This is a genomic window from Billgrantia sulfidoxydans, assembly GCF_017868775.1.
GTDB lineage: Bacteria > Pseudomonadota > Gammaproteobacteria > Pseudomonadales > Halomonadaceae > Halomonas > Halomonas sulfidoxydans.
In genome coordinates, this window is record NZ_CP053381.1 from 1,113,138 (window position 1) to 1,125,497 (window position 12,360).

Genomic DNA, 12,360 nt, shown 5'->3' on the forward strand with positions numbered 1-12,360 from the left:
GGAAAATCAATGCTATTAGAGGAATTCGATAATGGCTACCGGTACTGTCAAGTGGTTCAACGACACCAAGGGCTTCGGCTTCATCTCTCCGGACGACAACGGCGACGACCTGTTCGCTCACTTCTCCGAGATCCAGGCTGACGGCTTCAAGACTCTGCAGGACGGTCAGAAGGTCTCCTTCGACGTCACTCAGGGCAAGAAAGGCCTCCAGGCTTCCAACATCAAGGTCATCGGCTAAGCTTCAGCTTGCCCTGATCTGATGTGCCACCTCGGTGGCGAAAAGGCCCGCGCAAGCGGGCCTTTTGCATTTCTGCACGCCTGGGTCATATTCAATTTGGATCTTAATGGATTTCTAAAAATAACTTTTTAGAATATGAGGCTGCCGTCACAATGGACTCAGCTCCCTGTGAACGGAACCCTCGACCATGCCGCTGGATGCCTGGATCTCCCTCGCCGTCGTCCTTGTCGTTTTCCCCCTGATGGCCTTCTCCCGCCTCGGCCCCGACATCGTCCTGCTGGGGGCGGTCATCCTGCTGCTGACCCTCGGCGTGATCGATCCGGCCCAGGCCCTGGGCGGCTTCTCCAGCACCGGCCTGTTCACCGTGGCCTTCATGTACGTGCTGGTGGCCAGTATCCGCGAGACCGGCGGCATCGACCTGATCATTCGTCACGTGCTCGGCCGGCCCCGTAGCGAGGGTCGCGCCATGGCGCGGCTGCTGCTGCCAGTGGCGAGCCTGAGCGGTTTCCTCAACAACACGCCCGTGGTCGCCACCTTCATCCCCGCGGTGCTGAGCTGGAGCCGACGCCTGCAGCTGTCTGCCCATCGCCTGCTGATGCCGCTCAGCTTCGCTTCCATTCTAGGTGGCACCATTACCCTGTTCGGTACCAGCACCAACCTGGTGGTGCATGGGTTACTGGTCGAACGCCGCCCCGACCTGGACATGGGGCTGTTCGACATCGCCTGGGTCGGGGTGCCGGTGGCGGTGGCCGGGTTGCTCTACCTGCTGCTGATGGCGCCGCGCCTGCTACCGGCGCGACGCGACGTGGCCAGCCCCTTCGCCAACCCGCGCGAGTACACCATCGAGATGGAGGTCGATCCCGCCGGGCCGCTGGTCAACCGCAGCGTGGAGGAGGCCGGGCTGCGCCACCTGCAGGAACTGTTCCTGGTAGAGATCGAGCGCGACGGCAACGTGGTCAGCGTGGTGGGCCCCGGGGAGCGACTCAAGGGTGGCGACCGGCTGGTGTTCGCCGGGACCAGCGAAGGAGCGGTGGAGCTGCAGCAGATGCGTGGCCTGGTGCCGTCGCGGCATGGCGAGTCGAGCCTGGAGAAGGAGTTCAAGGAGCGCCGCCTGGTGGAGGCGGTGGTGTCGGATCAATGCCAGTTTGTCGGCCAGCGCATTCGCGACGGCCACTTCCGCACCCTCTACGGCGCTGCCGTGCTGGCGGTATGTCGCGGCGGCGAGCGGGTCGCCGGCAACCTGGGGCAGGTGCGCCTGCAGCCCGCCGACGTGTTGCTGCTGGAGGTGCGCCCCCCGTTCATCGAGCGCCATCGGCAGTCTCGCGATTTCCTGCTGATCAGCCAGGTCAACGGCCAGGCGCGTCCCAACCACGAGAAGGCCTGGCTCGCCTGGAGCATTCTCGCCGCAGTGGTCGCGCTCGCCACCCTCGGCGTGATGAGCATGATGAACGCCGCCATGCTGGGCGCGGCAGCGGCGCTCATCACCGGCTGCTGCTCGGTGGGTGCGGCCAAGCGGGGACTCGATACCCAGGTATTGCTGACCATCGCCGCCTCCTTCGGCCTGGGTGCCGCGCTGGAGCACTCCGGCGCGGCGCAGGCCCTGGCCAGCGGCGTGTTGGGGCTGGCGGGCAGTTCCCCCTGGGCGCTGCTGGTGGCGGTCTACGTGCTGGTGAGCCTGCTCACCTCGGTCATTACCAATAATGCCGCGGCGGTCATCACCTTCCCGGTGGTCATGGCCGGCGCCGAGGCGCTCGGCGTCAATCCGATGCCCTACGTGGTGGCGGTGATGTTTGCCGCCTCGGCCAGCTTCCTCACGCCGATCGGCTACCAGACCAACCTGATGGTGCTCGGCCCCGGCGGCTACCGCTTCGGCGACTTCCTGCGCGTGGGAGGGCTGCTCAACCTGACCACCGCGGCGGTGGCGCTGGTGCTGATTCCCCTGGTGTGGCCTTTCTGAGGCGCGTCGCTCTCGCCGTCGTCATGGCTTTGCGGTAGGGTGTCGGCTTTGCAGACTGCGACGAAGGAAGCCAGCCATGAGCCACCCCGGCGAACTGATCATCGAGCCGAAGAGCGGTCGCGCGGCCGATGCCTGTGTCTTCATCCTGCACGGCCTGGGCGCCGATGGGCATGACTTCGAGCCCCTGGTGCCGGCGCTGCCGCTGAGAGCAGGACTCGACGTTCGCTTCATCCTGCCCCATGCGCCGCGGCTGCCGGTGACGATCAACGGCGGCATGGTGATGCCAGCGTGGTACGACATCCACGAGATGAGCCTCGACCGGCGCGTCGACACGGCGCAGCTGGTGGCCTCCGCCGAGCGCATCCAGGCGCTGATGCAGGAGCAGATCGGCCACGGCATCGACAGCCGGCGTATCATCCTCGCCGGTTTCTCCCAGGGTGGGGCGGTGGCCTATCAGGCCGCGCTTTCGTTCGACGCCCCGCTGGGCGGGCTGCTGGCCATGTCCACCTACTTCGCCACCGCCGAGACCGTCGCGCTGGCCGAGGCCAACCGCGAACTGCCGATCGAAATTCACCACGGCACCTTCGACCCGGTGGTACCCGAGTCGCTGGGCAAGGCGGCCTACCAGCGCCTGCAGGCGTTGGGTTACGCGGTGCACTACCAGACCTATCCCATGGCCCACGCGGTGTGCCCGCAGCAGGTGGGTGACATCGCCGACTGGCTGAACGCACGGCTGGGCTGAATGCGGTGAGCGACGCCACGGCCGAGGCCTCCCTGATACGGACCTGCCTGCGCAGCAGCCGGCCGAACTTCCTGGTCCTGGCGCCGCTGTGCGCGGGCCTGGCGATGACCGCGGCCTGGGCAGAAGGCCTGGCGTTCGCCCCGCTCGATGCGCTGCTGGTACTGTTCGGCGCGCTGCTGGCCCATGCCGCGGTGAACCTGTTCAATGAGCACCACGACTTTCACTCCGGCCTCGATGCGCTGACCGAGCGCACACCGTTCTCCGGCGGCAGCGGCGCGCTGCCCGAGCGGCCCGAGGCCGCCCGTGCCGTGCGGGTGGCGGCCTGGGCCTGCCTGGCGGGGGTGATGCTGATCGGTGCCTGGTTCCTGTGGCGGGCGGGGCCGGTGATGCTGCTGTATGGCCTGGCGGGGCTCGGCCTGGTGCTGGCCTACACCGGTTGGCTGACGCGCCGGCCCTGGCTCTGCCTGCTCGCCCCGGGGGCGGGTTTCGGCCTGCTGATGGTACCGGGCGCCCATCAGGCGCTGACCGGCACGCTGTCGGCCACGGTGGTGGCGGCAGCGCTGGTGCCCACGCTGATGGTCAGCGCACTGTTGCTGATCAACCAGGTGCCCGACATCGACGCCGACCGCCGGGTGGGGCGCGATCATCTGGCGATCCGCCTGGGGCCGCTGCGGGCCGCCCGGCTGGTGGCGCTGCTGCTGGCGGCCGCCTTCGCGGTGGTGCCCCTGGCCTGGTGGGCCGGGGCGTTGCCCACCACGGCCTGGCTGATGTGGCTGGCGCTGCCGGTCCTGGCGTGGCTGCTGCGTGGCCTGTGGCGCTTGCCGGCGGGCGTGGCGCAGGGCGAGCTGGCGCCGCTGCTGCCCTTGATGGGACTCAACGTCGTGCTGCTGCTGGCGAGCCTGGCGCTGCTCAACGTCGGGCTATGGCTGGCGGGTTGAGGTGCGCCGAAGCCCGGTGACGCGCCATCCTGCGCGGCGGAGAGGGATTCCAAGTGGCAGACGAGCTCGGACTCTGACAGGCTTGGGGTAGCAGGGTCCTGCTCCCCGGGCGTAGCCCGGGGTTGAGTCGAGCGGGATCGATCCCAAGGTGTACAGGTGGTACCTGGCCAGTCAGCACAAGGAGACCGTGATGATGCCCGATATTTCCGAGGAGCTGCGTCTGCCGGTGGCCTGCCCGAACTGCGGCAGCCACCTCTATCGTGTCTCGAAGGTTCATAACCCCGACGACAAGGTGTTCTGTGCCTCCTGCAAGCGTTTCCTGTGTCTCTACCATGAAGCGCAGGGCATGCTGGACAAGGGGCCGGGCGATGAGCTCGAGGCCATGATCGAAGAGGTCGTCAACCGAAACCACCACTAAGGCGCGCGTCGCGTATGCCGCCATTCGGTGAGTCGCTGCTGGCCGTGGCCTTGCTGCTGCTGGCGGTGGTGACGCTGCTCGAACGTCGCCTGGTGCGAGCCTGCATAGGGTTCGTGCTCTTTGCGCTGACGGTGGCGCTGGCCTGGGCCCGGCTTGGGCTGGTGTGGCTGGCGCTGCTCGAGCTGGTGCTGGGAGCCGTGCTGACCGGAGCCTTCCTGTTCCATGCCCTGGGGGTGTCGCTGCAGGCCAGGCCCCGCGGGGGCCGCCGGTATGACCCCGAACCGCTGGCCTGTCGGCCTGCCCTGGCATGCCTGCTGCCGGCCGCGGCGGTTCCTACCCTGATCGGCGTGGCCCTCGTTGCCCAGGAGGTGAGCCTCCTGGACGCGCTGCGTCCCGCCGGGCTTGGCCTGCTCGGGGCTGGGCTGTGGGCCTTCTCGCTGCATCGCCACTTGCTGCGGCGCCTGCTGGCCTTCAACGTCATCGGCACGGGAATTTTCCTGCTCCTCATGTCCCTGGCCGGGGACGGGGCCAGAGCGGCTGCCCATGGGCTGGTCATCTCCGGCCTGCTGGTGGCGCTGCTGGGCACGGCCCTAGGGGCGCTGCTGATCCGCCGTCTCGAGGACCTGGAGCCACCCGGCGCGGCGGCATCGGCGCACGGCGACGGGGCGCCATGATCGAGCGCCTGGGCTTGGCCACCGACCTGTCTGGGCAGGCCGACGCTCCGCTGATGCTCTACGCCGTGCTCGGCCTGCCGCTGCTGCTCGGGCTGCTGGGCGGCGTGCTGCGGCCCGCACGTGGTTGGCCCGTCGCCCTGGTGGGGCTGCTGCCGCTGTCGGCCCTGGGCTGGCTGACAGCCGCATCGGCCGGCGGGCCGGGGCAGTCGGGAACGTTCGAGGTCGGCTCGCTGATGCTGCATTGGCGCCTCAACGGCCTTACGCTCGTCCTGCTGCTGCTCACCCAGGCGATCGTCCTGGCCAGTGCGCTCTATGCGCCGTCCTACCTGCGCGAGATGGCCCAGGCCAGCCGTCGCGGCCAGGCCGGGTTCTGGCCGCTGCTGGGCGTCCTGGCCGCCAGCCTCTCATTGATCTGGGTGGCGGCAGACCTGCTGTTGCTGTACATCGGCCTGGAAGTGATGGGGCTGGCCGTGGTGGGGCTGCTGCTGCTGCCGGGCAAGGCCGACGCCCTGGTGGCGGGGCTGCGCTACCTGCTGCTGGCGTTGGTGGGGTCGCTGGCTTACCTGCTGGGCAGTGCGCTGCTGCTGGGCGCCTGGGGGCGGCTGGACCTGGCGGGCCTGGCCGAGGCGGCCGAACCCGGCGCCTTGCCGTGGGTGGCCGTGGCCCTGCTCAGTGCGGGCTTGCTGCTCAAGGCCGCCGTGTTTCCCCTGCACGCCTGGTTGGTGCCAGTGCATGGTGCGGCCTGGATCCCCATCAGTGCGCTGCACGCGGGCCTGGTGGTCAAGGCTTCCTTCTTCATCGCACTGCAGCTGTGGCTGGTGCTGGTGCCGGCAGCGGCGTCGGCGGCTGCGCTGATAGGCGTGATGGCGGCCGGGGCGGTGACCTGGGGCGGTGTGATGGCCTGGCGCGCGGCGACGCTCAAGGAGGTGGTGGCCTGGTCGACCGTGTCGCAGCTGGGTTACCTGCTGCTGGCGTTTCCGCTGCTGGTCGGCAGCGGAAAGGCTGTCGCCGCGCTGGCCTGGGACGGCACCTGGCTGCAGCTGGCCGCCCATGGCCTGGCCAAGGCGGCCATGTTCCTGGCCGCGGGCAACCTGATTCTCGCCACTGGCGAAGCCCGGGTGGAGGGGCTGGCCGGTGCCAGCCGCCGCTTCCCGATCTCCCTGCTCAGCTTCGGCATGGCGGCGATCAGCCTGGTCGGGCTGCCGCCGAGCATGGGCTTCACCGCCAAATGGCTGCTGCTGCATGCCGCGTTGGCGGGCGGCCATTGGGCCTGGATGGCGGTGCTGGCCATCGGCACGCTGCTCAGCGCCGCCTATGTCTTCCGTATCTTTCGCTACTCCTTCATCGAGGACGCCCCGGAATACGAGTATCGCCGGGTGCCCTGGGGCATGGAACTCATTGCCCTGCTGCTGGCGCTGGCGGCGCTGCTGCTGGGATTGGCGGCCGACTGGCCGCTGTCGCTGCTGCGCGGCGCGGGAGGCGAGCCATGAGCCAGGGCTGGCTGCCGGTCTTCACCCTGGCCACCTCGCTGCTGGTGGCACCGCTGATCTTCGCCCTGCCGGAGCGGGCCTGGCGGGCGCGCGCGGCAGTCAACCTGGCGGCCGCCGTGCTCAAGCTGCTGCTGGTCGCGCTGCTGGTGCTGGGGTTCTATCAGGGGCGTGACTACAGTTTCGGCTTCACGGTGGTGGAGGGCGCCAGCTTCCTGCTCCAGGTCGATGCCCTGGGGTTGATGTTCGCCGGCCTCTCGTCGTTGCTGTGGCTGGCCACCACGGTCTACGCCATCGGCTATCTCGAGGATTCGCCCAACCGCAAGCGCTTCTTCGGCTTCTTCAGCCTCTGCGTGGCCAGTACCGTCGGCATCGCCCTGGCCGGCAACCTGTTCACCTTCCTGCTGTTCTACGAGCTGCTCACGCTCTCCACCTATCCGCTGGTGGTGCACCGCGGCCACGCCAAGGCGCTGGCCGCGGGCAAGGTCTATCTGCGCTACACCCTGACCGGCGGGCTGGTGTTGCTGCTCGGCGTGGTGGCGCTGCACGCCCTGGTGGGCGATGTCGCCTTCGGGCAACGCGAGAGGCTCGCCGACCTGGGGCCCGAGGCCCATCCCATGCTGACCGTCCTGTTCCTGGTGCTGCTCGTCGGCCTCGGGGTCAAGGCGGCGCTGGTACCGCTGCACGGCTGGCTGCCGCGGGCCATGGTGGCGCCTGCGCCGGTCAGCGCGCTGCTGCATGCGGTGGCGGTGGTCAAGGCCGGGGCGTTCGGCATCGTGCGGCTGGTGTACGACGTCTTCGGCATTTCGCTGGTCCACGAACTCGGCCTGCTGATGCTGCTCGGCGTGATTGCCTGCGTCACCATCCTCTACGGTTCGGTGCGCGCCCTGTCGCAGCAGGAGCTCAAGCCGCGGCTGGCCTACTCCACGGTCAGCCAGGTCTCCTATATCGTGCTCGGCATCAGCCTGTTCGGCCCCTTCGGCACCATCGCCGGGCTCGTCCACCTGATGCACCAGGGGCTGATGAAGGTCACCCTGTTCTACTGTGCCGGCAACTACGCCGAGGAACTCGGCGTTCATCGTATCGACGAACTCGACGGCGCCGGGCGGCGCATGCCGCTCACCAGCTTGGCCTTCACCGTGGGGGCGCTGGGTATGATCGGCCTGCCGCCGGTCGCTGGCTTCATCACCAAATGGTACCTGGGGCTGGGGGCGGTCCAGGCCGGCATGCCCTGGGTGATCGGCGTGATCGTCACTAGCAGCCTGCTGAACGCCGCCTACTTCCTGCCCATCCTTTACCGGCTGTGGTTCCGGCAGGGGCTCGGTCGCTGGCCGGAAGAGCGCCGCCTGGGGCGCTACGAGACCAGCGCCTGGCTGCTGCTGCCGACTGCCGCCACGGCGCTGTTCAGCATCCTGGTGGGGCTGCTGGCGGGGGTTTCCTTCAGCCCGCTGGACCTGGCGACCTTCATGGCGACGCAGGAGTACCTGCCATGAGCCTGCTGCTTGCTGTGGTGCCGCTCTGGCCGCTGCTGGTGATGCTTTATGCCGGGCTGCGGCTGGCCCTGGCCCGGCTTGGCTCGCGCCGCGGCCGGCCGCGGCTGGAACTTTTCGATGCGGTGTGGCTGTCGGCACCGCTGCCAGCCCTGCTGCTGGCGCTGTGGCCCGGCGAGCTGGCACTGTCTATGCAGAGCTGGATGCTGGGCGGCCTATGGCAGCTCGACGGGGCGCGCCGGCCGTGGCTGCTGTTCGGCGCCCTGCTGTGGCTGCTGGCCGGCTGGTATGCGCGTGGCTACCTGGCCCACGAGCGGCGCCAGGCCGGGGAGGGCGACGCGGATGCCGTTGGCCGCCTGCTGGGCTTCACGCTGCTGTGGCCGCTGACGCTGGCCGGCAACCTGCTGCTGATCCTGGCCGAGGACATTCCCAGTTTCTATCTGGGCTTCGTCACCATGACCCTGGCCGCCTACGGCCTGGTGGTGCACGCCCGCGACCGCGACGCCAGGCTCGGTGGACTGGCCTACATCGTCATGGCGCTCGTCGGCGAGGGGCTCATCCTGGCCGGCCTGCTGTGGTCGGCGGGCAGTGCGGAGGCGCTGACCCTGAGTGAGCTGCGGGCGGCCATCGTCGAGGCCGAACGGGGGCCGTGGATGGCCACCCTGCTGTGGCTGGGGTTCGGCGTCAAGGCCGGCGTGATCGGGCTCCACGTCTGGCTGCCGTTGGCGCACCCGGTGGCGCCAACGCCGGCCAGCGCCGTGCTCAGCGGGGTGATGGTCAAGGCCGGCGTGCTGGGCTGGCTGAGCACGCTGCCGCTGGGCGTCCCCGAGGCGGGGCTGGTCCGGCTCGGCGAGGCGATCGTCCTGGCCGGGCTGGCGGGGGCCTTCGTCGCCGCCCTGCTGGGTGTGACCCAACGCCAACCCAAGGCGGTGCTGGCCTACTCCAGCGTCAGCCAACTGGGCATGCTAGCCAGCCTGGTGGGCGTGGGGCTGGCGGCGCCAGCGCTGTGGCCGGCGCTGCTGGTGCCGGTCACGCTCTTCGCCGCTCACCACGGCATGACCAAGGGTGCCCTGTTCCTCGGCGTGGGCATCAGCGAGCATCCGCCGCGGCTGCCGGCCTGGCTGATCGTGACGCTGCTGTCGGTGCCGGCGCTCTCCCTGGGCGGTGCGCTGACCTCGGGGCTGGTCGCCAAGGGGTTCATCAAGGAGGCGCTCTACGGGAGCGAGTACGCGGCGCTGACGAGCTGGCTCAGCCTGGCAGCGGTGGGCAGCACCCTGCTCATGGCACGTGCGCTGTGGCGCCAATGGCGGGGACGGGGCGAGCCTTCCCTTCCCTGGCGTGCGCCCATGTCGCTGGCCTGGCTGGGCGCCGTGCTGGCGGCGGTCTCGGTGCCGCTATGGCTTCCCATCGACGGCGCCAAGTGGCCACCGCTGAAGGATCTGCCGGGGCTGCTGTGGCCGGTGGCCCTGGGGCTTGGCCTGGCGGGCCTGGTGCTGCTGGCGGCCAGGGCCAGGTCGGGCGAGTGGGGTGTCGCGGCTCGCCTGCCCGCGGGCGACCTGTGGTGGGGCTACACGGCCCTGGCGCGGCGAGTGGTGGCGGGGCTGACGCGAGCAGGCGCCGGGCTTGTGGCCAGCGGGCAGCGGTTACGCGCGCGCCTGGTGGAGCGGGAGCATCGCGCCATCGACTGGCTCGACGGCCTGACCCACGCCGAGCGGGTCTTTACCCGCCTGGCCGTGCCGCTGATGGTGGGGGTGGCGGTGCTGCTGCTGCTGGGGTTCTGGCTGGGCTAGGCCCGGCGGCTGCCGGGCCTGGCCGCCTCGAGCTACAGCAGTTCTTCGCCGGCCAGCGCCAGTCGCGAGCGCTCGACGCTGCGCAGCGTCACGTGGCCGGCATGCGGCCAGTTGCTGAAGCGCTGCACCACCGCCGCCATGCCGCAGGTGTTGGCGGTGAGGTAGGGCGTGTCGATCTGGCCGACGTTGCCCAGGCAGACGATCTTGGTGTTGCGCCCGGCCCGGGTGAGCAGGGTCTTGAGCTGCTTGGGCGTGAAGTTCTGCGCCTCGTCGATGATCAGGAAGGTATCGTTCAGGGTGCGCCCGCGCATGAAGCCGGGGGCGCGGATCTGCACGCGTGAGCCGATCAGGGTGCGCGTGGCGTCCTGGCTCCAACTGGTGCTGCCGTCGTGCTCGTCGCGCAGCAGGTTGTCCATATTGTCGTGGAAGGCACCCATCCACGGCGACATCTTCTCCTCCTCGGTGCCGGGCAAAAAGCCGATGTCCTCGCTCATCGAGATTGGCGCCCGGGTGAAGACGATGCGCTCGAAGCGCTTGGCGTCGAGCGTCTGCTGAAAGGCCGCCGCCAGCGTCATGAAGGTCTTGCCGGTGCCGGCGCTGCCGGCAATGGTGACGAGGTCGATATCGTCATCCATCAGCAGGTTGAGGGCGAAGTTCTGGCGGCTGTCGTGGGCGTGGACACCCCAGACGCCGTCCCTGTGGCGGTAGTTGGTCAACAGCTGGAGCCGCGCCTGGTTGGGCCCCAGTTCGCGCACGATAGCTTCGAAGCTGGCTCCGTTCTCGCTGTCGGACACCAGCATGCCCAGGTGCCAGCCGCCGGGTATCTCGCCCTGCAGCCGGTAGAAGGTGTGGTGGTCGACTCGCTCCACCTCGACATTGACATCCATCTGATCCCAGGGGCCGCTGCCGCCCTCCGCTTCGGGATAGATGCGTACCCCCTCCAGCATGACGTCGCTGTCGCTGAAGGCGCGATCGGTCAGGTAGTCCTCCACCGGCACGTGCAGGGCGGCGGCCTTCACCCGCAGGTTGATGTCCTTGGTGACCAGGATCACCGAGGCATCGGGGCGCTCGTCGCGTAGCCGGCAGGTCTCGGCCAGCAGTACGTTGTCGGGGCTCTCCGCCAGATGCTCGAGCGGTTCGAGTTCGGGGTAGCAGAGGAAACGTAGCTTGCCGAGGGTGGTGCCATCGGCGCGGGGTATCGGTATGCCTTGCTGAATTTCGTCGAAGGTGACCTGGTTGGTGAGGTCGGAGAGGGTACGGCTGACCTGGCGGGCGGTGCGAGCGATCTCGCGCAGGCCATTCTTGTGCTTGTCGAGTTCCTCGAGCACGGTCATGGGAATGACCACCTCGTGTTCCTCGAACTGATACAGCGCAGCGGGGTCGTGGAGCAGGACGTTGGTATCCAGCACGTACAGCCGCTTGGCTTTCTTGTCGAGTCGTACCATCGGGGCAGCGCTCCTGAGTTGACGGCACCTACAACACTGGCCTTCACATCGTTCCGTGGTATGACAGTCCCGGCTCACTGGCGGCCAGTGTCACTTCGCGGGCGTGGCTCCTCTGTGGCTTCGTTTCCTAGAGCATGGAGTTTTCCACCCGCGGTTGCCATCGAAATTCTTCAACGCAAGCCGCTGGAACGCCTGCTACGGCACATTGCGCTCTGCCGGCGATACCGCTCCATCGCCGCCGTGGGGGAGCCCATGGCGGGCCGAACGAGGGGAGGGGCGAGTTAACGTTGATTGCGCATATAGCGATACGAAACGCAACGGCGTAAGGTAGAGCCAATAACAAATGGCCCGACACGGCGTTGCCTGGACGAACGTAGACGCGTGCGATCGGAAGAGGGCGCGGTGCTTGGGAAATGCCTCGTGGGCCAGCTAAAGGCAGAGGTACGCAGGATGGATCCGGTCGTAGCGGTACTGATCGTGGCGGGAGTGGCGTTGCTGCTCTCGATGGTATGCATGGTGGCCTTCGTGAAGAGCCGCGGTGCTCGCAGCGAGCTCGAGGAAGCGCCGCTGACAACGCGCCGCGTGGCGGAGGCCGCCCCCGATTCCCGCGCGGTGGAGGCGCCTCGGCCGGAAGCCGGAACCCTGCCCGAGCCGGATGTGCCGGAGCCGATGCACCGTTTCAAGATTGCCTCGGGCAAGGACATCAAGCAGTGCCTGTTCGTGATCCTCGACTGGCCGGGGCTGGACACCAACCGCCGCCTCGCTCGCCTGCTCAAGGAGTACAACGCCAACTATGACGCCAAACTGGGCGTCTACAAGATTCGCGACTCCCTTGCCGGCTACAAGCTGACCATTGCCAACTCGTCGCCGCCCGGGACTCTGCCACCCATCCACGAGGGCGACGACCAGCCCACCGTGCCCGGTGTCTCCATCCTGATCCACTTCGTCAGCAAGCGCAGCGTGGCGCGCAACCCCGAAACGCTGATCCAGATCACCCAGACGATCGCCTCCCTTGGCGGCCACATTCTCGACGCCGAGCGCAATGTCGTCAGCAACGAGGAGTTCGAGCTGCTGCGACAGCATGCGCAGGCGTCACAGGCGGCCGCGACGAGAGTCCGGCATCCCTCATGAGGCCGGCAACCCCAAGCGGCCGGCGCGTGTCGCCCGGTCCTGGTCTAAAC

Annotated in this window: 11 protein-coding genes; 10 read left to right on the forward strand and 1 reads right to left on the reverse strand. The window is 68.5% G+C overall.

What is annotated here, in order from left to right:
- Positions 1 to 31 precede the first annotated feature (31 nt).
- The 9 genes from HNO51_RS05315 to HNO51_RS05355 all read left to right on the forward strand — a co-directional run bounded on the left by HNO51_RS05315 (position 32) and on the right by HNO51_RS05355 (position 9,734).
- On the forward strand, positions 32 to 238 hold the full coding sequence (locus tag HNO51_RS05315) for a cold-shock protein (protein WP_010629501.1): 207 nt from the start codon (positions 32 to 34) through the stop codon (positions 236 to 238).
- A gap of 187 nt (positions 239 to 425) precedes the next feature.
- Positions 426 to 2,195, forward strand: a complete 1,770-nt coding sequence (locus tag HNO51_RS05320) for an SLC13 family permease (RefSeq protein WP_197449997.1) — start codon at positions 426 to 428, stop codon at positions 2,193 to 2,195.
- A 76-nt stretch (positions 2,196 to 2,271) separates the two neighbouring features.
- Complete coding sequence (locus tag HNO51_RS05325) at positions 2,272 to 2,937, forward strand: alpha/beta hydrolase (RefSeq protein WP_209538667.1); 666 nt, start codon at positions 2,272 to 2,274, stop codon at positions 2,935 to 2,937.
- A 5-nt stretch (positions 2,938 to 2,942) separates the two neighbouring features.
- A complete protein-coding gene (locus HNO51_RS05330) occupies positions 2,943 to 3,875 on the forward strand; it encodes a prenyltransferase (protein WP_197449999.1) in 933 nt (310 codons plus the stop codon).
- Between the two features lie 190 nt (positions 3,876 to 4,065).
- Positions 4,066 to 4,293: a hypothetical protein gene (locus tag HNO51_RS05335; RefSeq protein ID WP_197450000.1), complete on the forward strand. Its 228-nt coding sequence runs from the start codon at positions 4,066 to 4,068 to the stop codon at positions 4,291 to 4,293.
- A gap of 14 nt (positions 4,294 to 4,307) precedes the next feature.
- Positions 4,308 to 4,967, forward strand: a complete 660-nt coding sequence (locus HNO51_RS05340) for a hypothetical protein (RefSeq protein ID WP_209538668.1) — start codon at positions 4,308 to 4,310, stop codon at positions 4,965 to 4,967.
- Entirely contained in the window at positions 4,964 to 6,457 is a 1,494-nt protein-coding gene (locus HNO51_RS05345) for a complex I subunit 5 family protein (RefSeq protein ID WP_209538669.1), read from the forward strand. The genes HNO51_RS05340 and HNO51_RS05345 overlap by 4 nt, the downstream gene beginning before the upstream one ends.
- The gene (locus HNO51_RS05350; RefSeq protein WP_209538670.1) at positions 6,454 to 7,947 is read left to right on the forward strand and encodes a proton-conducting transporter transmembrane domain-containing protein; all 1,494 of its coding nucleotides are present in this window, start codon (positions 6,454 to 6,456) and stop codon (positions 7,945 to 7,947) included. The genes HNO51_RS05345 and HNO51_RS05350 overlap by 4 nt, the downstream gene beginning before the upstream one ends.
- Positions 7,944 to 9,734 (forward strand): complex I subunit 5 family protein, encoded by a 1,791-nt coding sequence (locus HNO51_RS05355; protein ID WP_209538671.1) that lies wholly within the window; start codon positions 7,944 to 7,946, stop codon positions 9,732 to 9,734. The genes HNO51_RS05350 and HNO51_RS05355 overlap by 4 nt, the downstream gene beginning before the upstream one ends.
- A 32-nt stretch (positions 9,735 to 9,766) precedes the next feature.
- Here the strand turns inward: HNO51_RS05355 and HNO51_RS05360 are convergent, their stop codons facing one another.
- Positions 9,767 to 11,179: a PhoH family protein gene (locus tag HNO51_RS05360; RefSeq protein ID WP_197450005.1), complete on the reverse strand. Its 1,413-nt coding sequence runs from the start codon at positions 11,177 to 11,179 to the stop codon at positions 9,767 to 9,769.
- Positions 11,180 to 11,629: 450 nt separating this feature from the next.
- Between HNO51_RS05360 and HNO51_RS05365 the strand changes: the two genes are divergently transcribed.
- Complete coding sequence (locus HNO51_RS05365) at positions 11,630 to 12,310, forward strand: cell division protein ZipA C-terminal FtsZ-binding domain-containing protein (RefSeq protein ID WP_209538672.1); 681 nt, start codon at positions 11,630 to 11,632, stop codon at positions 12,308 to 12,310.
- Positions 12,311 to 12,360 lie beyond the last annotated feature (50 nt).